Here is a 23850-nt window from a genome sequence, read left to right on the forward strand (position 1 = left end):
CTCAGTGGTATCCTTCGTCGGCTTTGATTTTTCCGCGGAACACGTAGTAACTCCAGAAGGTGTAACCCAGAATCACCGGAATAATCAGTAAGCTACCGACCAGCATAAAGGCCTGACTCTGCGGCGGTGACGCGGCGTCCCAGATAGTGATCGACGGCGGAATAATGTGCGGCCACACGCTAATACCAAGGCCGGAGAAGCCGAGAAACACCAGCGCCAGCGTCAGCAGGAACGGCGAGTAGTGCGCCTCACGCTTAATGGCGCGCACGATGCCCCACGAACACAGCAGCACCAGCACCGGCACCGGCAGGAACCAGAACAGGTTAGGACGGCTGAACCAGCGGTGCGCAATCGCATCGTGGGTGAACGGCGTCCACAGGCTGATAATGCCGACAATCAGCAGCAGCGCGATCACCAGCGGCGTCGCCAGCGCGGACATCTTACGGTGCAGCTCATGCTCGGTTTTCATGATCAGCCAGGTACAGCCCAGCAGCGCGTACGCCACCACCAGACCGACGCCGCAGAACAGCGGGAACGGCGCCAGCCAGTCCAGCGCCGAGCCGGCAAACTCGCGTCCTTTCACCGGGAAGCCATCGATAATCGCACCGACCGCAACGCCCTGACTGAAGGTCGCCAGCAGCGAGCCGGCAATAAACGATTTATCCCAGAACGCGCGGTGCTCTTCGGTGGCCTTAAAGCGGAACTCAAACGCTACGCCACGGAAAATCAGGCCAATCAGCATCGCGGTGAGCGGAATAGCCAGCGCATCGGCAATCACCGAATAGGCCAGCGGGAACGCACCGTACAGACCGGCACCGCCCAGCACCAGCCAGGTTTCGTTGCCATCCCAGACCGGCGCAACGGTATTCACCATCATGTCGCGCTCAACTGCATCTTTATTGAACGGGAACAGGATACCGATGCCAAGATCGAAGCCATCCATCACGATATACATCAGGGTGGCGAACACGATAATGGCGAACCAGATAATGGAGAAATCGATCATTTATTTACCCTCCTGCGGTTCGTTCAGACTCTCATGGGCCGCAGAAAGCGGACGCGCAGGTGTTTTACCCTGCCCCGGACCACCGTGGCGCACATCTTTACCCTCGCCGGTCAGCGGACCTTTCTTGATCAGGCGCATCATGTAAACGTAGCCGACACCAAACACCGACGAATAGACGAGGATGAAGGCCAGCAGGCTGATGCTCATATGCAAATCACCATGCGCCGACACCGCATCAATGGTGCGCTGCACGCCGTACACCACCCATGGCTGACGACCAATTTCCGTGGTAAACCAGCCGGCAAGAATGGCGATCAGGCCGGATGGGCCCATCAGCAGGGCGAACCACAGGAATGGCCGGGAGTTATACAGCCGCTTTTTGTAACGCAGCCACAGGCTCAGCACGCCGAGGGTGATCATCAGCAGGCCCATTGCCACCATGACGCGGAACGACCAGAAAATCACCAGCGAATTCGGGCGGTCCTCTTTCGGGAAGCTTTTCAGCGCCGGGACCTGTTTGTCCAGGCTGTGGGTCAAAATCAGGCTGCCGAGGTACGGCACTTCCAGCGCATATTTGGTGCGCTCTTCATCCATATCCGGAATACCGAACAGAATCAGCGGCGTCGCTTCCCCCGGCGGGTTTTCCCAGTGGCCTTCAATCGCCGCAATTTTTGCTGGCTGATGCTCAAGGGTATTCAGGCCGTGCGCATCGCCGATCATCGCCTGAATCGGCGCCACGATCAGTGCCATCCACAGTGCCATGGAGAACATTTTACGGATTGCCGGGTTATCGTTACCGCGCAGCAGATGCCACGCGCCAGACGCGCCAACAAAGAAGGCGCTGGCGAGGAAGGCCGCCACCGACATATGGAACAGGCGGTACGGGAACGACGGGTTGAAGACAATCTTAAACCAGTCCTGCGGCACCACGATGCCATTCTCTATGATGTAGCCCTGCGGGGTATGCATCCAGCTGTTGGACGCGAGGATCCAGAAGGTCGAGATGATAGTGCCGAGCGCAACCATGCAGGTGGCAAAGAAGTGCAGGCCCGGTCCAACACGGTTCCAGCCAAACAGCATCACGCCGAGGAAGCCCGCTTCAAGGAAGAAGGCGGTGAGCACTTCATACGTCAGCAGCGGACCGGTAATACTGCCGGCAAACTGCGAGAAGCCACTCCAGTTGGTACCAAACTGATACGCCATCACCAGCCCGGACACCACGCCCATACCGAAGTTAACGGCAAAGACTTTGGACCAGAAGTGGTAGAGATCGCGATAGGTCTCGTTACGGGTTTTCAGCCACATGCCTTCGAGCACCGCCAGGAAACTGGCGAGACCGATGGTGATGGCCGGGAAAATAATATGGAAGGAAACAGTAAAGGCGAACTGAATCCTGGCCAGGTGGAAGGCATCTAATCCAAACATTGCTTACCTCTTTGCCACAAGATTGCACCGAATTTTTACTTATAATTAACAAGGTTGACGCACAAAATTATTATTTCGTGACGTCGAAAGAGATTCACGCCAATTGTAAGGCAAGCGGCGAGAACAAAAAGAAACAGTGGGAATGGCTAAAACTATAACAGTATTTTTTGATTTCGATCATTGTTTTCACCAGAAACTACTTGTTTAAAATCACTAAGTTAAGGTTAAAGCCCGTGATTTATTGTGACAATCTTGTTATTAAGCAGAGCGAGAGGAAAAGGCGTTAATCTGGTAACTGGCTAATTTAGCTGTTAATTACTGCGCCAGACAAAACGGCAGAGGACCGCACCTTCACGTTACGCTGTAAAATTTCCTGCACAGTCGCCAGAAAGAAACTTTGTTAATTAAAAGATAATTTTTATAGACCAAAAAGAAATTAATTTGCTGTCTTTCGGTGACATTCTGTGAGCCATCGCGCATTAACCCGATGGGGCATGGCATTTGCCAGCGGCGTCAGGCTGTGCTTTGTTAAAGCAGCACAGTCCGGTTAATCAGCGAAGGAGAGGTTATGACCCGTCTTACCGCCCAGGATTTTCCCCAGGAACTGCTTGAGCTTTATGACTACTATGCGCACGGTCGCATCAGCAAGCGCGAGTTTCTCTCGCTGGCCGCGAAGTTCACCATCGCCGGCATGACCGGAGCCACCCTGCTCAGCGCCATGAGCCCCAATTATGCGCTGGCAGAGCAGGTGTCGTTTACCGACCCTGATATCAACGCCGAATACATTCACTACCCGTCGCCCCAGGGACATGGCGAGGTACGCGCTTATCGGGTGCGCCCGACTCACGCCAGCGGCAAGCTGGGTGCCGTGGTGGTGGTACACGAGAATCGCGGCCTGAATCCTTACATTGAAGACGTGGCGAGACGGGTCGCCAAAGCGGGCTATGTCGCGCTGGCGCCGGATGGCTTAAGTTCGCTGGGCGGCTATCCGGGCAATGATGAAGAGGGCCGCGCGATGCAGGCCAAAGTCGACCCGGCCAAACTGATGAACGATTTCTTCGCGGCGGTCGATTTCCTGATGCAGCATCCCGAGGGGAACGGCAAGGTCGGCATCACCGGCTTCTGTTATGGCGGCGGCGTAGCAAATGCGGCGGCAGTGGCGTTTCCTGAGCTGGCCTGCGCCGTGCCGTTCTACGGCCGCCAGCCAAAAGCGGAAGATGTGGCGCGCATTCAGGCGCCGCTGCTGCTGCACTATGCCGCGCTGGATAAAGGCATCAACGAAGGCTGGCCAGCCTATGAAGCCGCCCTGCAAGCCAGCCACAAAACCTATGAAGCGTATATTTATCCCGGCGTGAATCACGGCTTTCACAACGACTCAACGCCACGCTATGACAAAGCTGCCGCAGAACTGGCATGGGGTCGCACACTCGGCTGGTTTGAGAAATATTTGCACGCCTGAGCCTGGCGCGCCGCGACGGCACTCACGCTGTCTGCGGCGCTTTAATGATGCGGTGGACATTGCTTTCCAGCCAGTCGGCGAGGCCGATGACCTGCCCTTCCACCTCATGGCCCAGCGCCGTCAGCCGGTACTCCACGTGCGGCGGCACCACTTCATAAGCGATACGCTCAATGAAGCCATCCTCTTCCATGTAGCGCAGCGTCTGCGCCAGCATGCGTTCACTGATGCCACCAATCCGGCGGCGCAGTTCGCTGAAGCGCAGCGTCTCAGCACGCAGCGCCAGTAACACCAGCACACTCCAGCGGCTGGTAATCCGTTTTAACACTTCACGTGACGGGCAGTTCACATTGAGCAATTCACCACGGGAAAATTTATCACTCAGGTTTTCAGCCATTTACATCACTCCGCTCAAACTAACAAATCTGTAAGTACTTACTAAAAGTTAGTTTATCTCGTAGGCTGTTTCCATACCAGTTCAACCTGAGGAAAAACACCATGATTGCGATTACCGGAGCCACTGGCCAACTGGGCCGTTTAGTGATTAATGCCTTGCTGAAAAAAGTACCGGCCAGCGAGATCATCGCGGTGGTACGTTCACCGGAAAAGGCGCAGGACCTGCAGGCGCTCGGCGTCGCGCTGCGTACCGCGGATTACAACCAGCCACAGACGCTGCAGGGCGCCTTTGCCGGCGTGCAGAAAGTGCTGCTGATCTCCTCCAGCGAAGTGGGCCAGCGCGAAGCCCAGCACCGGGCGGTGATTGATGCCGCCAAAGCGGCGGGCGTGTCATTTATCGCGTATACCAGTCTGCTGCATGCCGATACCTCGCCGCTGGGTCTGGGCGTCGAACACCGCGCCACCGAAGCGCTGCTGCAGGCTTCAGGCATCCCTTATGCCCTGCTGCGTAACGGCTGGTACAGCGAAAACTATGCGGCCAGCATCGCACCGGCGTTAGCGCATCATGCCTTTATCGGCGCGGCGGGCAACGGGCGCATCGCGTCGGCGGCGCGCGAGGATTATGCTGCCGCGGCGGCAGAGGTGATCAGTCGTGACGATCAGGCCGGCAAAGTATACGAACTGGCCGGCGATGACAGCTATACGCTGGCAGAATTCAGTGCGGAGATCGCCCGCCAGTCCGGCGAACAGGTGGAGTACGTTAACCTGCCGCCTGCGGAGTTCAGCGCGGCGCTGATCGGAGCCGGTTTACCCGCGCCGCTGGCCGAACTGCTGGCGGATTCCGACGCCGGTGCCGCTCAGGGTGCCCTGTTCGACGACAGTCACACGCTCAGCAAACTCATTGGCCGCCCGACCACACCGTTCGCCGCGGTAATTAAGGCCACGCTGGCAAAGTAAGGCGCTGATGGCGCCCTCACCTGCGGTGAAATCCGGGGTGAGGGCGACGAAAAGCCCTCTTTTCCCCGTCTCGTTTGCCATCAAATGATCAACCTCTTCCCGCTTTTTTGCCGTTATCACTGACGATTTTCTTATTTACAGATAAATCTGTTCATTTATTTAAAGCTTCATCTGAAACACTGCTTTCAATTCCTGAAATATAGGGCGTTGTATTCGCTGAAAAAAGCCTAAAATAGCCGATCAATCGACAAGATTTATTACGTTCATAGATATTTCGCATTGTTGTCTCATCGGGTCAGAGATCTATAATTTGTCCTTTGAGCAACCAGGCAATTTCAGGAGGCCGCTATTAATACTAACCACCAGCAACGTCAAGCTTTCGGAGAACACGAAGCCCATGCTGATCTGGGGTATCAATACGATCCTCACGAGTTTATCCGCGAAGGTATGCAGGATTCGGAGCCGGAACCCGAGCTGATCGAAGGCCTGCCTGCGCCTGATGCGCTGACGCCTGCCGATCGCTATCTGGAGCTGTTTGAGCACGTGCAGACGTCACGTATTTTTGCCGACAGCAAAACGTTTCCGGACTGCGCGCCTAAATTCGATCCGCTGGATATTTTAATCCGCTATCGCCGCCGCAAACGTTCGGCGGAGTTCGACCTGGAAAAATTTGTCCACGAGCATTTTTATTTACCGCAGGTCAATGAGAGTTTTTATGTTTCCAATCCGGATAAAACCCTGACGGAGCATATTGACGATCTGTGGCCAGTGTTAACCAAAATGCCGCAGCAGCATTTACCGCATTCGTCATTGCTGCCGCTGCCGAAGCCCTACGTGGTGCCCGGCGGGCGTTTTGGTGAAACGTATTACTGGGACTCCTACTTCAGCATGCTGGGACTGGCCGAAGCGGGCCGCGACGATCTGCTGCGTCATATGGCGGACAACTTCGCCTGGCTGATTGATAACTACGGTCACGTGCCGAATGGCAACCGTACCTATTACCTCAGCCGCTCGCAGCCGCCGGTGTTCGCGCTGATGGTCGAGCTGTTTGAAGAGGACGGCATTCGCGGCGCGAAGCGCTATCTTGACCAGCTGATGAAAGAGTATCAGTTCTGGATGGACGGAGCCGGCGAGCTGATGCCGCACCAGGCCTATCGCCACGTGGTGCGCATGCCGGATGGTTCGCTGCTCAACCGCTACTGGGACGATCGCGACACGCCGCGCGATGAGTCGTGGATGGAAGATGTGGAAACCGCCAGCAAATCGCGTCGGCCGGCCAGCGAGGTCTATCGCGATCTGCGCGCCGGTGCCGCTTCCGGCTGGGATTACTCTTCGCGCTGGTTGCGCGATCCACAGCGTCTGGCCAGCATTCGCACCACCCAGTTTATTCCGGTGGATCTGAATGCGTTTCTCTACAAGCTGGAGCTGATGATCTCGACGCTGGCGCACGCGAAGGGCGAAGAACTCACCGGCCTGGCGTGGCAGAAGAAGGCGGATGCGCGCAAGCAGGCGATTCATCGCTATCTGTGGGACAACACCGCTGGCGTGTACCGCGACTACGACTGGCGACGTGAACGCTTTGGTGCCTTTACCGCAGCGGCGGTGGTACCGCTGTTCCTGGGGCTGGCATCACCCGAGCAGGCGCATCTGCAGGCGGTGGCGCTGCGCCAGCTGCTGCTGACGCAGGGCGGGCTGGTGACCTCCATGGTGGAGAGCGGCGAGCAGTGGGATAAACCCAACGGCTGGGCACCGCTGCAGTGGATGGCGGTGGTCGGACTGAATAACTACGGTGAAGAGACGCTGGCAACCGAGATTGCGGTCAACTGGCTGACCACGGTGAAGAATTTCTATTCGCTGCACCATAAGCTGGTAGAGAAGTACGATATCAGCGGCGATCGCGCCCGCCCGGGCGGCGGCGGTGAGTATCCGCTGCAGGACGGCTTCGGCTGGACCAACGGCGTCACCCGTCGCCTGCTGGCGATGTACGGGCATTTGCTGGCGGACTGATAATGCGGTTGGGTGTGGTAACAGGCGGGATACTGCGGCCTGATGCCCTCACCCTGGCCCTCTCCCACCGGGAGAGGGAAACGCTGCCATATGTGATTAATGAACTAATAGTTCACTCGATCGGCCCTCTCTCCCACCGGGAGTGGGAAACGCTGCCATATGCAGGACTGAGACAGCCCAGGTTAATTCAAGAGCCAATCCCCCGCTCGATCGGTCCCCTCTCCCGCGTGCGGGAGAGGGTTAGGGTGAGGGGAAAAAACGCACTCCCCCTCAATTCCCCTGCAAAAACGCCAGCAGATCCGCATTCAGCTGGTCCTGATGCGTCACCGCAAAACCGTGCGGGCCATTCTCATACACTTTCAGCTGCGAACCCGCAATCATCTCATGCACCAGCTTGCCGGTGGCTTCAAACGGCACCACCTGGTCGTTACTGCCGTGGATCACCAGCGTCGGCACATCCACCTTCGCAATATCCGCACGGAAATCCGTCTCAGAGAACGCGGTCACGCAATCCAGCGTACCTTTCAGCGACGCCAGCAGCGCAATGTTCAGTGTCTGCGTCAGCACCCCATCGGAAACCGTCTGGCCCGCGTTGGTGCCGTAAAACGGCGTGGCGAACTCTTTGATAAACTGCGCACGATCCTTCAGCAAACCCGCTTTGATCCCGTCAAACACCGCTGCTTCCACCCCTTCCGAGTGATCGTCGGTTTTACCAAAAATCGGGGTAACGGCGCCCAGCAGCACCAGTCCTTTCACTTTCGCGGTACCATAACGACCGATGTAGCGCGACACATCCCCGCCGCCCATCGAGAAGCCCACCAGCGTCACCTCATCCAGCTGCAGATGCTCGATCAGGCCGTGAATATCGTCGGCAAAAGTGTCGTAATCGTAGCCTTCCCACGGCTGATCGGAGCGACCAAAGCCGCGGCGGTCAAACGCGATGACGCGGTAGCCGCGCTCGGCGAGGAAGTTGAGCTGGCTGTCCCACATATCGGCATCCAGCGGCCAGCCGTGGCTGAACAGCACCGGCTGCCCCTTGCCCCAGTCTTTGAAGTACAGGTTTACGCCGTCTTTAGTCTTGAATGTGCTCATGTTTTTTCTCCGTTAGTCAGTGATGTTGTGTCTGGCAATCAAACTAGCGTGGGATGCTGGAAAAACCTAAAGCAGAGATTTTGACAACTTGTGCAAAGATTTTTGCTAAGCCCTGCCGTCAAAAATCCTTGTACAAGTTGGCCGATTTTTTCCGCTATCTCCTGACGGGCGAGCTTCGTATCGTGCTCTCATCGCACACAGACAGGAACAGCCTGATGAACCAGCCAAATCCACAAACAGCGCGCAGCGGCGCGTTTTCCCCTTTCGCCTACGGGCTTTTCGCCGTGATCTGGACCGCTTCGGTGCTCGGCAATACCGGTAGCTTTATCCGTGACGTTGCCAGCGCCTGGCTGATTACCGGACTGTCGGATAACCCAACCGCCGTCGCGCTGATGCAAACCGCCGCCACCCTGCCAGTGTTCCTGCTGGCGCTGCCGGCCGGCGTGCTGTCAGATATTGTTGACCGCCGCCGACTGCTAATTGTGGTGCAGCTGCTGATGGCCAGCGTCAGCGGCACGCTACTGCTGCTGTCGCACAACCACTGGCTCACCGTTGAATGGCTGATCGGCCTGACCTTTGTCGGCGGCGTCGGCGCGGCGCTGTTCGGTCCGGCATGGCAGGCCATCGTGCCGGAACTGGTACCCCGCCATGAGCTGAAAAATGCCGTCGCGCTCAACTCGCTGGGCATCAACATTGCCCGGGCGATTGGACCGGCTACCGGCGGCCTGCTGCTGGCAAGTTTAGGTGCTATGGCCGCTTACGGTGCCGATGTCGCCAGTTATTTTTTCGTCATCGCCGCGCTGCTGTGGTGGAAACGTCCGGCGAAAGCCGCTACCGCGCTGAATGAGCACTTCTTTGGCGCTTTCCGCGCCGGGCTGCGCTATGTGAAAGCCAGCCGCGAACTGCACCGCGTACTGTTGCGTGCCGCGCTGTATTTTGCCTTTGCCAGTGCCATCTGGGCGCTGCTGCCGCTGGTGGCGCGCACCATGCTGCACGGCACCGCAGGCTTTTACGGCTTGCTGCTCGGGGCCGTCGGTGCCGGTGCTATTGCCGGCGCGCTGCTGCTGCCGCGCCTGCGTGCCCGGCTGAGCCATGATGGACTGATGCTGCTCTCCGCCGTGCTCAGCGCGCTGGTCATGGTGGCGCTGGCGCTCAGTCCGCCGCAGTGGCTGGCGCTGCTGCTGATGCTGGTACTGGGCACCGGCTGGATCATCGCGCTGACGACCCTCAACGGCGTGGCGCAGGCGGTGCTGCCCGACTGGGTGCGCGGTCGCGGGCTGGCGGTCTATCTGATGGTGTTCAACGGCACGCTGGCGGGTGGCAGTCTGGCCTGGGGGCTGATCGCCCAGCACATGGGCCTGGCGCCAACGCTGATGCTGGCCGGCGCGGCGCTGCTCATCACGGCGCTGCTGGCAAAACGGCTGGCGCTGCCGGCGGGCGAAGCGGATCTGCAGCCAGCGCAGCACTGGGCTGAACCAGTGGTGAGCGATGCGGTGGATATCCGCCGTGGCGCCGTACTGATCCAGATTCGCTACCGTGTTCCCCAGGCCGATCGCGCCGCTTTCCAGCACGCCATGCACAAACTGGCGCAGGCGCGACGCCGTGACGGTGCCTATGCGTGGGGATTAATGGAGCAGACCGACGATGCCGGAGCGCTGCTGGAGTGGTTTATGGTGGAGTCATGGCAGGAGCATTTGCGTCAGCACCAGCGCGTCTCGCGCGCCGATGCTGAGTTACAGCAGGCGGTACTGCAGTACCATCAGGGTGATGAACCCCCGCAGGTCAGCCATCATATTGCGCTGTGATCAGGCTGGCGCGTAGATGTCACTCAGGCCGGGCAGCGTCGGCAGGCGCTCGCGCCACCAGATAGCCGCGTTGCCGCAGGCGCTCTCATTCCACGCCAGATAGGCGATATCGCGCCGGCACTCGCTATCCAGCTGGCGCGCCACCAGCGCACCGCTCGCCAGGTGCGGGCGCGCCAGGTAAAGCGGCAGATAACCACAGCCGAGCCCGGCAAGATGCGCCTGCAGTTTGGCCGGGAAATCATGCACGCTCAGCGTCTTCTGCTCATCCAGCACGCGTAAATCCATCCCGGCACCGTGGCGGGATGAATCATGCACCGTGACCGCGCGATACTGGCGAATCTGTTCGCGCAGCAGCGGTTCGGGCTCTGCCGCCAACGGATGGTCAGGAGCGACAGCGAACACATACTCCAGCCAGCCCAGCGGCTGGCAGACAATCTCTTTGCGCGTGGCGGGTTCCTGAACCGCGCCAAAGACAATGTCCGCTTCGCCGTAGTGCAGCGCTTCCCAGCAGCCGGCCAGCACGTCCTGACGGAACTGCAGCTGGGTGTGCGGGTGCTGCTGATAAAATTCGTCAATCAGCGGCGTGAGGATGCTGAACGGCAGCGAAGCATCCACGCTGATGGTCAGCAGACTCTCCCAGCCGCTCTCCACGTAGCGCGCCTGCTGCTCCAGCTCGTTCACCGCACGCAGCAGCGTTCGCCCTTTTTCCAGCATCAGACGGCCGGTCGGCGTGAACGTGGCGCGATGGCCGGAGCGATCGAGCAGCGTGATTTTTAAATCGCTCTCCATCTTCTGCACGGTATAGCTCAACGCCGACGCGGTTTTGAACAGTCGCGCGGCCGCAGCGGCAAAGGTGCCATGACGATCGAGCGCATCCAGAATCAGCAGCGCCTCCAGATTTAAACGCATTCCCTACCCTCCGTAAAAAAAGTTGAACGACAACGTAAAAACAATCCGTTATCAATAACTGCTGTCATTTCGTATTTTTTTCCTCATCGGCGCAAGCATTTTTAACCGCGCATTAACACGGTGGCTGAGGGCCGCTACGCTTAATTTAACGGAGAGAACAGAATGACGACCGCATCCCTGATTTTTACCAACGGTAAGTTTCACACCGTCGACCGCGCAAACCCGCTGGCCACCGCCGTAGCCATCAAAGACGGCAAGTTCCTCGCCGTAGGTAGCGAAGCGGACGTCATGCGCTTTGCCGGCAGCGACACGCAAATCATCGACGCCAAAGGGCACACCGGCATCCCCGGCCTGAACGATTCCCACCTGCATCTGATTCGCGGTGGCCTCAATTACAACCTTGAGCTGCGCTGGGAAGGCGTGCCGTCGCTGGCCGATGCGCTGCGTATGCTGCGCGAACAGGCCCTGCGTACGCCGTCACCGCAGTGGGTGCGCGTGGTCGGGGGCTGGAGCGAGTTCCAGTTTGCTGAGCGCCGCATGCCGACGCTGGACGAAATCAACGCCGCCGCGCCCGATACGCCGGTCTTCATTCTGCATCTGTATGACCGCGCGCTGCTCAATCGCGCCGCGCTGAAAGTGGTGGGCTACACCAAAGAGACCCCCAACCCGCCGGGCGGCGAAATCCAGCGCGACAGCAATGGCAATCCGACCGGCATGCTGATCGCCCGTCCCAACGCCATGCTGCTGTACGCCACGCTGGCGAAAGGGCCAAAGCTGCCGCTGGAACAGCAGGTTAACTCGACGCGTCAGTTTATGCGCGAGCTGAACCGCCTCGGTCTGACCAGCGCCATCGACGCCGGCGGCGGCTTCCAGAATTACCCGGACGATTACGACGTGATCGCCGAACTGCACGCGAAAAAGCAGCTGACGGTACGCATCGCCTATAACCTGTTCACCCAGCGGCCCGGCCACGAGCTGGAAGACTTTGAGAAGTGGACCGATATGCTGAAGCCGGGCCAGGGCACCAATTTCCTGCGCCACAACGGTGCCGGTGAAATGCTGGTGTTTTCGGCGGCGGACTTCGAAGATTTCCTCGAACCGCGCCCGGATCTGGCCCCCGGCATGGAAGATGAGCTGGAGCGCGTGGTGCGCCACCTGGTGGAGCATCGCTGGCCGTTCCGCCTGCACGCCACCTATAACGAATCGATCAGCCGCATGCTGGATGTGTTTGAGAAGGTGAACCGCGACATTCCGTTCAATGGCCTGCACTGGTTCTTTGACCATGCGGAAACCATCACTGAAGCCAATATTGAGCGGGTAAAAGCGCTCGGCGGCGGCCTGGCGGTGCAGCATCGCATGGCTTTCCAGGGAGAATACTTTGTCGATCGCTACGGTAAAGAGGCCGCGAAGCAGACGCCGCCGGTGGCGCGCATGCTGGAGGCCGGCGTGCCGGTCGGCCTCGGTACCGATGCCACCCGCGTTGCCAGCTATAACCCGTGGACCGCACTGTACTGGCTGGTTTCAGGCCGTACCGTCGGCGGGATGCAGCTGTACGATGACAACGCACGCATCGACCGTGAAACCGCGCTGATGCTATGGACCAAAGGCAGTGCCTGGTTCTCCAGCGAGCAGAGCGCCAAAGGTGAGATCAAAGTCGGCCAGCTGGCGGATCTGGTGCTGTTATCGAAAGATTTCTTCAGCGTACCGGAAGAGGAGATCAAAGGCATTGAATCGGTGCTGACGCTGGTGGATGGCAATGTGGTGTATGCCGCTGGCAGCTTCACGCCGCTGGCACCGCCGCCGGTGCCGGTGTTGCCGGAGTGGTCGCCGGTGGTTACCGTGCCTGGCCACTACCGCAGCGCCCCGCCGCAGACCAGCGGCCGCGCCGCGCGGATGCCGCAGGTACACCAGTGCAGCGGCCCCTGTGGCGTGCACAGCCACGCTCATGATGTGGCGCGCCAGTCATCGGTGCCGGTGTCAGACAATAACGCGTTCTGGGGTGCGCTGGGCTGTTCCTGTTTTGCGTTTTAAGTGATAAAGGGGGGCGGGCACTGGCCCTCACCCCGCCGATATATTGCCTGCCAGGCCAAAGCCCTGCTTACCGTTTCTCTTAATCTGGTACATCGCGCCATCCGCCCGGGTCAGCGCGTCATCGAAGCTGTCGCGCCGGTGTACCGGGGCGATACCGATTGAGGCGCCAATCTGCGCATGACCATTGTCGACATCAAACGGCGTCAGCGCCGCATCCAGCACCGCCTGCGCCAGAATGCGCACCTTCGGGTAATCAATCAAAAACGGCAGCAGCAGCACGAACTCATCGCCGCCAAGCCGCCCGACGATGGCCTCTGACGGCAGCAAATCGCGGATGCGCTGGCTGAGCTGAATCAGCACCTCGTCACCGCTGCGATGGCCGAGCGTGTCATTAACGTGCTTGAAGTTGTCGAGGTCGATAAACGCCACGCACAGCGGCCCGGCGCGTTGCAGCTGGCTAAAATGCGCCTGCAGCGCGTGGCGGTTGGGCAACGCGGTTAACGGATCGTGATGCGCCAGCAGGGAGAGCTGGGCTTCGTAATTCTTCTCTTTGGTCATGTCGATGTGGGTGCCAGTCACTTTGAGCGGATTCCCCTGTTCATCCCACTCGCTGACGCGTCCGCGATCCAGCACCCAGGTGATTTTGCCGTTCTTGCCGATCATACGGTGCAGCGCCTCGTAATAGGGCGCGCGTCCTTCAATATGATCGTAAAAGGCGCGCAGCACCTCATCGGCATCTTCCGGATGCAGGCACTCGCGCCAGGCATCAAAGCGCGCTTTGGTCTCTTTCGCCTGAAAGCCGAGCATCGCGCCCCAGCGCCGGTTAAAAATCACCAGCTTGCCGCTGGGAATATCCAGCTGCCACAGGCACAAGCCGGTGCCGTCCAGCGCCGCGTTCAGCTTATTACGCGCGTCGTGCGCCAGGCGCTTGAGGCGCGCATTGTGCTTTTTCAGGTTCTGAATCTGCTGGCGCAGCGCTTCTTCGGACATGGTTGATCGCTGGAGAGAAAATAAGGGCTATTTTGCCTGCACGATAGATTCTGTAAATAAAACAAATGAAAAGGCGATTAGCGTCGGAAAATTGCGCCGGGTTCAGCAGGAATGGCGAAGCAACGCGGTAATTTCAGCAAACAAAACTTACACTTACTAAAAATAGCAGCGCGCTTCGCTTCGTAGCGCCGGCGAAACCTGGCTTTCACCAGGAATTTTCTCTCCTGTTTTTAAGAAATTTCTTAAGCGCGATTTAAGTCCACTTGTATTAAGTCGCTGTTGAAGGATGCCTGACGCGCAACGTGCCGTCAGAGAAGAAGCGCCGTCATGGTGGCAGCGCGCGCAACCGGTCCAGCGAGTGAAACCATCCGTGAGTAAACGCATCCTCAGCCTCCTTCTGTTACTGGGCTTTTGCCTGTCTGCCTGGGGTGCAACCACGTTAAATTTCTCGCCGCGCTATGGTCTGGTAGCACCGGAAGTCACGCTGTCGCCGCAGAGCCAGCAGTGGCTGAAACAGCACTCTGTACTGCGCGTCGGCGTGTGGAACAACCCGCTGCCGCCCTATTCCGTGTCGTTTGAAGCCAATACCTACGAAGGACTCTCGGCCGATTATCTGGCCATTGTGGCGAAGGCGTTAAATCTGCCGGTGAAAATTAAGGTGTATAAAACCCGGCTGGAGCTGGTGGATGCGCTTAACGACGGTGAAGTCGATCTGATTCCTTACTACACGCTGGCCGCCAATCAGGATACGCAGCTGGCGCTGAGCCTGCCGTATTCACTGGCGCGCAGCGTGTTAATCAGCAAACGTAACGCGACCTTCGACAGTGAGCTGAAAAATAGCCGCTATCGTCTGCTCTATTACGGTGATGCGGAACTTAAAGCACTGCTGCACAAGCGCTATCCGCGCGCCACGCTGGCGCCGGCCGCGCCGCCGCTGTGGGCCTACACCGACACCGCGTTCAGCGAAAACACCCTGTTCTGGAGCAACAGCGCCACTCAGCGCTTTCTTTCGCATCGCGGCCTGCAGAATGTGATTGAAGCGCACAGCACGCCGTACACTAACGATGTCGACGCGCGCTTTGCCAGCAACCACGCCAATCTGCCGCTGATCGCAGCCATCGATGAAATCCTGAAAAACATTCCGCTGCGCAACGCGGTACAGATTGCGGAAGCCTGGAGCCTGGATTATCAGTCGGTGGTTAAAAACCATCCGCTGGATCTCAGCGACAAAGAGGCCGCGTGGCTGGCAGAACACCGCGAGATCACCGTTAACTACGATCCTTCGCATACGCCGTTTACCTTTACTGATAACCGCCAGCGCGTGGTCGGCCTGAGCGTGGACCTGCTGAAAATGATTTCCCAGCGTACCGGCATTCGCTTTCGCTACAATCCGATTCAGGGGTTGAGCAACATGCGCGATACGCTCAACCGCCAGCGCGATGCGATTATCGCCGTCAGCGACACCACCGCGCAGCAGGACGACAAAATCCGCTACACCCGCTCCTACATCTACTCGTCATGGGTAGTGGTGACGCGCAAAGACAGCCCGTGGAAAAGCTTTGATGAGATGGCGGGCAAGCGCGTCGGAATCTATGAGCGCGCCTACTATCGTTACGATTTACGTGAGCGCTGGCCGGGCATCAACTTCGTCGAAAACGGCGTATCGATTGATTCGCTCGGTCAGCTACTCGATAAGCAGCTGGATGGCTTTATCGTGCCGTACGAGTCGTCGCTGTTTCTGCTCAACAATCACTTCAATGACAGCTTCAAAGTGGCGTTTGTCGCGCCGCTACCGATGTTCCGCATGGCGATGGCAGTCAATGGTCAGGATCAGGTGCTGCTGTCGATCCTTAACAAAGCGCTGTCTGATATTCCGCAGCCGACCATGCAGTCGCTGATGGAGCGCTGGATCAAATACACGCCGCCCGCCACCAGCACCTCGTGGCAAAGCTATCGCAGCTATATATTGCGCATCGTCGCCGTGGCCGGGCTGGGCCTGCTGTTTTTCCTGTGGCGTAACCATCTGCTGAAAGCCTCGCTGGCCAAACAGCGCGAGCACGAGCGTGAAATCAGCGAGCAGCTGGCGCATATCGAAGCGCTGATGGCCGACCTGCGTAAAGCCAACGAAGTTGCGGTGCGCGCCAGCGAAGCGAAAAGCACCTTCCTGTCGCACATGAGTCATGAAATCCGCACGCCGCTGGCGGCGCTGATTGGCCTGCTGGAAATCGAGCATCTCGGCCAGAGTAATGAACAGCAGCGGCAGAAGAACATTGATGTTGCCTGGGAGTCGTCGCGATCGCTGCTGTCGCTGGTGGGCGATATTCTCGACCTGGCCAAAATCGAATCCGGGCATTTCAGCGTGCAGCTGCAGCCGATGTCGCTCAGTGAAGTGGTGCGGGATTGCGAAGCGCTGTTCCGCCAGGTGGCGCTGAATAAAGGCCTTGAGCTGAATATCGTGCTGGAGCTGGAGCAGGACCAGGTGCTGTTTGACCCGGTGGCGCTGAAGCAAATTCTCTCCAATCTGGTGAGCAACGCCATCAAGTTTACCTCGCAGGGCGCAGTGGAAGTGGCGCTGTATCAGGCGAATAGCGCGCTGCCGGAGTATGTGCTGGAGGTGAGCGACAGCGGAGTTGGCCTGACGGCAGAGCAGCAGCAGGCGATCTTCGAGCCGTTCATTCAGGTCGATCAGGGCAGCAACCGCGCCAGCGGCACCGGGTTAGGCCTGAATATCTGTCGCCGGCTGGCGGTGATGCTTGGCACCGAGCTGCACGTCGAGAGTGAACCGGGTGACGGCAGCGTGTTTATGCTGCGCTTCCGCGCGGAAGCGGCGCGTATTGAACATGAGCAGCCCGCCCTGCCACAGGCGGTGGAGCCAGCAAAACAGGCTGCACTGCGCATTCTGATTGTCGATGACAACGCCACTAACCGTCTGCTGCTGGCCCAGCAGCTGCGCTACGCCGGGCACCATGTGCTGGTGGCGGACGGCGGTGCAGCGGCACTGGCGCTGTGGCGCGAAAATCAGCCGGACCGCGTGATTACCGACTGCAACATGCCGGAGATGGACGGCTTCGAATTCACCCGCCAGCTGCGCGCCGAAGAGAAGCGCCTGGTGCGACGCGCGGTGCCGGTTTACGGCCTGACGGCGATGGCGGAGGAGCGCGTGGCGCAGCTGGCGCAGGACGCCGGCATGAACGGTTGTCTGTTTAAACCGCTGGAGCGCGCGCAGCTGCTGCAGGTGATCACCGGCGCACCGATGAACCCGACGCGCGACGATACCCTGCTGACGCTGGAGAATCTGGCGGCAAACAACCCGCAGGCGTGGCGCGACCTGGTGACCACCGCGCGCCAGCAGAACAGTTACGATCTCGCCCAGCTGACGCAGGCGGTGGCTGCGAACAATTTTGCTTCGGCGCGTCACGCCGCGCATCAGCTACTCGGCAGTGCCCGAATGCTGCGCGCCGACGCGCTGCAACATCGCTGCCGCGCCGCCGAACAGGCGGCGGAGCATGAAGATGGTGCGCTATTACAACAGCTGCTGCCGGAGGTCGCCGGGGCGGTGGCCGAGCTGGACGCGCTGTTCCTGCGTGCCCTGGAAACGCCTATTCCTGAAGAGGTGATGTAATGAAAGAGAGCGCAATCTGGCAGATTGCCGTGCTGGACGATCATCCGCTGATTGGTAAAGCCATGCAGTACCGCTTAGCGCAGGAGCCGCAGCTCGATCTGGCCGGGGCTTTTGCCCAGCGCCAGCAGTTGATGAATTTCCTGCAGCGCCACCCGCTCGATATCCTGGTGCTGGATTACATGCTGGGTGAAGACCAGCTCGACGGGCTGCAAATGGTGAAACAGCTGCGCCTGCACTACCCGCAGCTGAAGATTCTGGTGTCATCCGCGGTGGAGAAACCGGCGATTGTCCAGCTGTTGCTGAAAGCCGGTGTACAGGGATTTGTCGGCAAAAGCCACGATCAGGAGGTACTGATCGACGCCATCCATCAAATCTGTCGCGGCAAGCGCTTCCTGACGCCGGACATAATGCTGGAGCTGGATAAATTCCAGGAGAGCGATCGCGAGATGCACGACTACCTGACGCCGCGCCAGGCGGGCGACGACATCACGCTGCTGCTGCGCGAGCTGAGCCCGCGCGAAATCGAGGTGATTCGCTGTTATCTCGACGGGTTGAGTATTACGCAGATCGCCGGTAAATACGCGCGCAGCCGCAAAACCATCAGCGGTCAGAAGCAGACCGCGCTGCGCAAACTGGGGCTGCGCTCGGATCTCGAACTGTTTAAGTACAAGCAATATTTCACCGAGCTGGTGACCACCCAGTAAGCGACTGCGCTGCGGATAAAACCGGTTCTGTGACGCGGATCAAGGCTTAATCGCCGCGCAATGCTGCCCTCATGAATTCTAGTATGGTAGTTTAGCCATTATCATACAGACACGATGACGGTGGATGACATAATGCAGCTGACAATGCGGTGGTTTGGGCCGAAGGAAGACAAGGTTTCGCTGGAATATATTCGCCAGGTGCCGGGCGTACGCGGCGTGGTGGGCGCACTTTATGATGTGCCGGTGGGCGAAACCTGGCCGCAGGAGAAGATCCAGGCGCTGGTCGATCAGGTGCACGCAGCCGGACTGACAGTTGAAGTGATTGAGAGTGTTAATATTCACGACGACATCAAGATCGGCCTGCCGAGCCGCGATCGCTACATCGCTAATTATCAGCAAAGCATCCGCAACCTGGCGGCCGCCGGGGTAAAAGTGATCTGCTACAACTTCATGCCGGTGTTTGACTGGATGAAGACGGATATGCATTACGTGCTGCCGGATGGCTCCATCACCATGGCCTTCGAGAAACAGGGCATCGATAAAAGCCTCGACGAGGTGGTGAAAGAGGTGCTGGGCAGCGCCAACGGCTTCGCGCTGCCGGGCTGGGAGCCGGAACGGCTGGCAAAAGTTCAGGAGCTGTTTGCCAAATATCAGGACGTTGATGACGCGAAGCTGCGTGAAAACCTCGCCTATTTCCTCAAAGCGGTGATCCCGGTGTGCGAAGAGGTGGGCGTGAAGATGGCGATCCACCCGGACGATCCGCCGTATTCGATCTTCGGTCTGCCGCGCGTGGTGAAGAACCGCGACGATCTCGACTGGATCTGTAACGTCGTCGATTCTGAAGCCAACGGCATCACGCTGTGCACCGGATCGATTGCCGAGGATCCGCAGAACGATGTCTATGCCATTCTGGCCGAATTCTCGCGCCGCAAGCGCATCCCGTTTGCCCACGTGCGCAACATCAAGATCATCCGCGATAAAGATTTCTACGAGTGCGCGCATCCGACGGAATATGGCTCGCTGGATATGTATAAAGTGCTGCAGTCGATGTATGACAACGGCTTTGACGGCTATATCCGTTCGGATCACGGCCGCTTTATCTGGGGTGAAACCGGGCGCCCAGGCTACGGTTTGTACGACCGCGCGCTGGGCACCACCTATCTGCTGGGCCTGTGGGAAGCGCTGAGTAAACGTTAATGGGCTACGATCTGGCGCTCACCCTTGCGGCTTTTTCAGCAACGGCACCAGCAGCGCCGCGACGAAAAATCCTGTCATGATCAGCCAGAACGCGTCGGAAAAGGCCTGGGTGCGCGCTTCACGCAGCGTCAGCGCCGCCAGCGACTGCAGCGCGGCCGTATGCGCGGCATCCGGGCTCAGGCCGCTGGTCATCAGCGCCTGAGCGCGCCCCTGCAGAAAATCACCCAGCGTCAGGCTGGCGCTGTTGAGATGATCCGCCAGCCGGCTAAAGTGCAGGTTGGTGCGGTCGTTGAGCACCGTACCGCACAGGGCAATACCAATCGCACCGCCAAGGTTGCGCATCAGATTAAACAGGCCAGACGCGAGCTTCAGGCGGGCCGGTGGCAAACTGCCCAGCGTCAGCGTCACCGTCGGTGCCACGGCAAACTGCTGCGCCATACCGCGAAACGCCTGCGGGAACAGCAACTCCTTCGCCCCCCAGTCATGGGTAATCGGCACGAAGAAATGCATCGACAGCGCAAAACAGATTAGCCCCGCCGCCAGCAAAATACGCAGATCGACGCGGTTCGCCAGCCAGGCATACAGCGGGATCGACAGAATCTGAAACACCCCGGTAGAAAAGATCGCCAGTCCAGTCTCCAGTGCGCTGAAGCCGCGCACCTGGCTGAGAAACAGTGGCGTAAGGTAAATGGTGGCGAAGATCCCTACGCCCGCCATAAACGAGAAGTAGCAGCCGAGGCTAAAGTCGCGGTCCCTGAGCGCGCGTAAATCGACGATCGGTTTGGCATGCCGCAGCGTGCGGATCACAAACAACACGCCCGCCGCCAGCGCAATCCAGCCAGTGGTGGCAATGGTGTCATCATCAAACCAGCCCCAGCGCGGCCCCTCTTCCAGCGTATATTCCAGACAGCCGAGCGACAGCGCCAGCAGCACGATGCTGAGATAATCCGCGCCGCGCAGCAGTTCGCGGTTGGGCGCGTCGATGTTCACCAGCAGCGGAACCGCAATGGTGATGTAAATACCGGGAATGATGTTGATGAAAAACAGCCAGTGCCAGCTGAAGTTATCGGTGATCCAGCCGCCAACGGTCGGGCCGAGCGTCGGCGCCAGCGATGCCAGCGCGCCGACGGTCGCGGCGGCAATCACCCGCTGCCGGCCCTGGAAAAAGGCGAAGGCGGTAGTGAACACCAGCGGGATCATTGAGCCGCCCGCCAGCCCCTGCAGCGCACGGAACGCGATCATGCTCTGAATGTTCCACGCCCAGCCGCACAGCAGGCTCATCAGCGTAAAGCCACAGGCCGAGGCGGCGAACAGCCAGCGCGTAGACAGCACGCTGGCCAGCCAGCCGGAGAGCGGAATAATGATGATTTCGGCGATCAGGTAGCTGGTCTGCACCCACACGGTTTCATCATCGCCCGCCGACAGGCCACCGCCAATGTCGCGCAGCGAAGCTGAGACAATCTGGATATCCAGCAGCGCGATAAACATGCCGATGCACAGGGTGGCAAAGGCGAAAACTTTCCGGCTGACCGGCATCTGCGCGGGCGCGATCGGCGCGGCGACCACGCGGCTCATTGCGCGCTGCGCTCATCGACGGTAACAGTCACCGACAGTCCCGGACGCAACAGCCCAAGCGTGGCCGCATCGCCGTCCAGCGCAATGCGCACCGGCACGCGCTGGACAATTTTGGTGAAGTTACCGGTGGCGTTTTCCGCCGGCAGAATGCTGAAGCGCGAGCCGGTCGCGGGCGACAGGCTGGCGACATGCCCGCTGAAGGTGCGGCCTGGCAGCACGTCCGCGACAATTGTTGCCGTCTGGCCTGGCCGCATGTGCGCCAGCTGGCTCTCTTTAAAGTTGGCGTCAATCCACAGCCCCTGCGCCGGCACCAGCGACAGCAGTTGCGTGCCGCTGCTGACATACGAACCAGCCCAGGCGCGGCGATTGCCGATTACGCCATCAAACGGCGCGCGGATAGCGGTGTATTCCAGATTGAGCTGTGCCAGTGCCAGGTCGGCCTGTGCCTGCGCCAGCGCGGCGTGCGTCTGCTGCTCGCGCGCATCCAGCACCTGCAGCTGACGTTCGGCGACCGCGCGATCGGCACGGGTTTTGCCTTCCTGCGCCAGCGCCTGATGGTAATCGGCCTGCGCATGATCGCGAATCTGCTGCGACACCGCAGCGCTGCTCACCAGCGCGTCATAGCGGCGCTGGTCGGCGGTGGTTTTCTGCGTCACCGCCTGCGCCGCCAGCAGCGCAGCACGCGCGCCGTCGATGGTAGCCAGCTGGAGCTGACGCGTGGCGGCGATATCCTGCAGCGCCGCCTGCTGCGCGGCGACTTCGCCCGCCGCATGGTCAACCGCCGCCCGATAGTCGCGGTTATCCAGCTGTACCAGCAGGTCGCCCTTTTTAACCGCCGCATTATCCTGCACTGCAAGGGTCTGGACATAGCCGGACACTTTGGCCGAAATCGCACTGATATCCGCGCCGACGTAGGCATCATCGGTCGAAGGCATAAAGCGCGCGCTGTGCCACCAGTAATAGCCATAGCCGGCCAGCGCCACGCCGCCGCAGGCCAGCATCAGCAGCAGTGCCGCTTTTTTCCGCGTCAGGCTCATGGTTCGTTCCCGGCCACCGTCTGCGGGGCGAATTTTTGCGCCGTATCGCCCGCGCGCTTTCTCGCCAGATACTGCTGGCGATAGTGCATCATCGGGCTGGCCGCCGGGCCTGGCACCATCTGGTATTTGTCACTGGAGAGCGGCTGGCCGGTGGCGCTGTCGACCATTTGCGGCGTCACCGGGCGCTGAGTGGCGCTTTCAACCAGCTGCATCTGCCGCCCTTCCGGTGAAAAGTGGGTGCTGCCCCACTCGGCCAGCGCCAGTATTACCGTACGAAAATCGCGGCCCGCCGCAGTGAGCTGGTACTCGTAGCGTGCCGGAGCGTCGCTGTAACACACCTTTTCCAGCAATCCATCCTCTACCAGCTCTTTCAGCCGGCGCGACAGAATATTGGGTGCCACGCCGCTGCTTTTCTGAAATTCATCAAAGCGGGTAAAGCCGGCCAGCGCATCGCGCATGATCAGCATGCTCCAGCCGTCGCCGACGCGTCCAAGACTGCGTGCGATAGGGCACGGCATATTACACAGAGGTTGGTTTTTCATGGGCCAGTTCCCGATGTGAAGTCGATGCGGGATACTGTGGCAGGGTAACTTTCATTTTGCAAGTCACTTGCAGAATGAAAGTAATAAACAGAACGTCAGCACGCGTTCTGGCGCAGCCTCACAGCCTGTCGATCAATTCCTGCCGGTGGTCATGCAGCAGACGCAGCATTTCACGCAGCAGCGGATCTTCGTTGCCCTTCTGCCACGCAATACTCAGCGGCAAGCCTTTGATCTGCTCAGGTAACGTCAGCGGGATATAGCGCACGCTGTCGCTGTTCATGGTGCGATAAGAGGCTGGCACCACCGCCAGACCGAGGCCGGCGGACACCAGGCTGAGAATGGTTTGCTTCTCTTCGGCATATTGCGCGATATGCGGCGTCAGGCCGGCCTGCTTAAACAGGCTGATGGTCAGATCGTGGCTGTGCGGCCGGGTGCGGCGGTCCGGAATGATCATGGCTTCATGCTGAAAATCTGCCACCGTCACCTGCGCTTTATCCGCCAGCGGATGCGTCAGCGGCACTGCCAGCACGCAACTTTCGCGGGTAATAAAACGCAGCGCCAGTGACGCATCCATGCGCTGCGGCGCGCGGATAATAATCATATCCAGCCAGCCGGATTTTAATTTGGGAATCAGGTTAAGGGTTTTATCTTCGATAATATGGATATCGCTCAGCGGATGACGCGGCACAAATAAATTCAGCAGTGCCGGAACTAAACCGCGCGCGGCGCTATCGATAGCGCCAATGCGTAATGTCCGGCGTTCATCTTTTAATCCGCCTTTAAAACGCAGCGCCAGCGCATCAAACTGATCGATCAGTTTTCCCGCTTCGTCAAAAAACAGGGCTCCCTCGGCGGTTAATGAAACATTGCGCGTTGAGCGGTTTAACAGGCGCACGCCCAGATCCTCTTCCAGCAGGCGGATAAAGCGGGAAAGTGATGCAGGCATCATTTCCATACTTTGTGCCGCCCGACCGAAATGCAGTTCTTTACCCACCGCGACAAAACAACGCAATTGATTTATATCCACATTTCCCTCACCGCACGATTATTCAAATAGTTTATATAATCCACGCCTGATGATCGCGCAATACAAACCTGC

At 59.1% G+C, this 23850-nt stretch carries 18 protein-coding genes; 8 read left to right on the forward strand and 10 right to left on the reverse strand.

Annotation, left to right across the window (positions count from 1 at the left end; genetic code table 11):
• Position 1: 1 nt before the first annotated feature.
• Both cydB and AC6I7J_RS16180 read right to left on the reverse strand, forming a co-directional pair.
• Positions 2-1006, reverse strand: a complete 1005-nt coding sequence (gene cydB / locus AC6I7J_RS16175) for a cytochrome d ubiquinol oxidase subunit II (RefSeq protein WP_021507607.1) — start codon at positions 1004-1006, stop codon at positions 2-4.
• Positions 1007-2431, reverse strand: a complete 1425-nt coding sequence (locus AC6I7J_RS16180; protein WP_125308900.1) for a cytochrome ubiquinol oxidase subunit I — start codon at positions 2429-2431, stop codon at positions 1007-1009.
• Between the two features lie 568 nt (positions 2432-2999).
• Between AC6I7J_RS16180 and yghX the strand changes: the two genes are divergently transcribed.
• A complete protein-coding gene (yghX, locus tag AC6I7J_RS16185; protein ID WP_215480862.1) occupies positions 3000-3890 on the forward strand; it encodes a YghX family hydrolase in 891 nt (296 codons plus the stop codon).
• A gap of 22 nt (positions 3891-3912) precedes the next feature.
• Here yghX and AC6I7J_RS16190 read toward each other — a convergent pair whose 3' ends face one another.
• Complete coding sequence (locus AC6I7J_RS16190) at positions 3913-4284, reverse strand: winged helix-turn-helix transcriptional regulator (RefSeq protein WP_021507610.1); 372 nt, start codon at positions 4282-4284, stop codon at positions 3913-3915.
• 101 nt (positions 4285-4385) lie between these two features.
• On the opposite strand from AC6I7J_RS16190, the gene AC6I7J_RS16195 reads away from it, so the two are divergent.
• Both AC6I7J_RS16195 and treF read left to right on the forward strand, forming a co-directional pair.
• Positions 4386-5240, forward strand: coding sequence for an SDR family oxidoreductase (locus tag AC6I7J_RS16195; RefSeq protein ID WP_058770640.1), 855 nt, complete (start codon positions 4386-4388; stop codon positions 5238-5240).
• A gap of 348 nt (positions 5241-5588) precedes the next feature.
• Positions 5589-7247 (forward strand): alpha,alpha-trehalase TreF, encoded by a 1659-nt coding sequence (gene treF / locus AC6I7J_RS16200; RefSeq protein WP_058759659.1) that lies wholly within the window; start codon positions 5589-5591, stop codon positions 7245-7247.
• Between the two features lie 270 nt (positions 7248-7517).
• Here the strand turns inward: treF and AC6I7J_RS16205 are convergent, their stop codons facing one another.
• Positions 7518-8339, reverse strand: coding sequence for an alpha/beta fold hydrolase (locus AC6I7J_RS16205; RefSeq protein ID WP_215480860.1), 822 nt, complete (start codon positions 8337-8339; stop codon positions 7518-7520).
• Positions 8340-8554: 215 nt separating this feature from the next.
• Between AC6I7J_RS16205 and AC6I7J_RS16210 the strand changes: the two genes are divergently transcribed.
• Positions 8555-10144: an MFS transporter gene (locus AC6I7J_RS16210; protein WP_498006167.1), complete on the forward strand. Its 1590-nt coding sequence runs from the start codon at positions 8555-8557 to the stop codon at positions 10142-10144.
• Here the strand turns inward: AC6I7J_RS16210 and AC6I7J_RS16215 are convergent, their stop codons facing one another.
• A complete protein-coding gene (locus AC6I7J_RS16215; protein ID WP_021507614.1) occupies positions 10145-11053 on the reverse strand; it encodes a LysR family transcriptional regulator in 909 nt (302 codons plus the stop codon).
• Between the two features lie 162 nt (positions 11054-11215).
• On the opposite strand from AC6I7J_RS16215, the gene AC6I7J_RS16220 reads away from it, so the two are divergent.
• Positions 11216-13084 carry an amidohydrolase gene (locus AC6I7J_RS16220; RefSeq protein ID WP_021507615.1) on the forward strand — a complete coding sequence of 623 codons (1869 nt, stop codon included), beginning with the start codon at positions 11216-11218 and terminating at the stop codon, positions 13082-13084.
• Positions 13085-13111: 27 nt separating this feature from the next.
• On the opposite strand, the gene AC6I7J_RS16225 is transcribed toward AC6I7J_RS16220, so the two are convergent.
• On the reverse strand, positions 13112-14074 hold the full coding sequence (locus AC6I7J_RS16225; protein ID WP_275026419.1) for a sensor domain-containing diguanylate cyclase: 963 nt from the start codon (positions 14072-14074) through the stop codon (positions 13112-13114).
• Between the two features lie 370 nt (positions 14075-14444).
• Here AC6I7J_RS16225 and AC6I7J_RS16230 point away from each other — a divergent pair, with 370 nt between their 5' ends.
• The 3 genes from AC6I7J_RS16230 (at position 14445) to uxuA (ending at position 19597) form a co-directional block, all read left to right on the forward strand.
• Entirely contained in the window at positions 14445-17696 is a 3252-nt protein-coding gene (locus AC6I7J_RS16230; protein ID WP_498006170.1) for a transporter substrate-binding domain-containing protein, read from the forward strand.
• Positions 17696-18400 carry a response regulator gene (locus AC6I7J_RS16235; RefSeq protein ID WP_215480857.1) on the forward strand — a complete coding sequence of 235 codons (705 nt, stop codon included), beginning with the start codon at positions 17696-17698 and terminating at the stop codon, positions 18398-18400. The genes AC6I7J_RS16230 and AC6I7J_RS16235 overlap by 1 nt, the downstream gene beginning before the upstream one ends.
• A gap of 132 nt (positions 18401-18532) precedes the next feature.
• Positions 18533-19597: a mannonate dehydratase gene (gene uxuA / locus AC6I7J_RS16240; RefSeq protein ID WP_166719824.1), complete on the forward strand. Its 1065-nt coding sequence runs from the start codon at positions 18533-18535 to the stop codon at positions 19595-19597.
• Positions 19598-19615: 18 nt separating this feature from the next.
• On the opposite strand, the gene AC6I7J_RS16245 is transcribed toward uxuA, so the two are convergent.
• The 4 genes from AC6I7J_RS16245 to AC6I7J_RS16260 form a co-directional block, all read right to left on the reverse strand.
• Complete coding sequence (locus tag AC6I7J_RS16245; RefSeq protein WP_058774855.1) at positions 19616-21172, reverse strand: DHA2 family efflux MFS transporter permease subunit; 1557 nt, start codon at positions 21170-21172, stop codon at positions 19616-19618.
• Positions 21169-22209, reverse strand: coding sequence for an HlyD family secretion protein (locus tag AC6I7J_RS16250; protein WP_498006173.1), 1041 nt, complete (start codon positions 22207-22209; stop codon positions 21169-21171). The genes AC6I7J_RS16245 and AC6I7J_RS16250 overlap by 4 nt, the downstream gene beginning before the upstream one ends.
• Positions 22206-22751, reverse strand: coding sequence for a winged helix-turn-helix transcriptional regulator (locus tag AC6I7J_RS16255; RefSeq protein WP_058780409.1), 546 nt, complete (start codon positions 22749-22751; stop codon positions 22206-22208). Before AC6I7J_RS16255 ends, AC6I7J_RS16250 begins: the two co-directional genes overlap by 4 nt.
• 118 nt (positions 22752-22869) lie before the next feature.
• Positions 22870-23778 (reverse strand): LysR family transcriptional regulator, encoded by a 909-nt coding sequence (locus tag AC6I7J_RS16260; protein WP_058780408.1) that lies wholly within the window; start codon positions 23776-23778, stop codon positions 22870-22872.
• Between the last annotated feature and the right edge of the window lie 72 nt (positions 23779-23850).

The sequence above is a fragment of the Type-C symbiont of Plautia stali genome, from assembly GCF_059730935.1.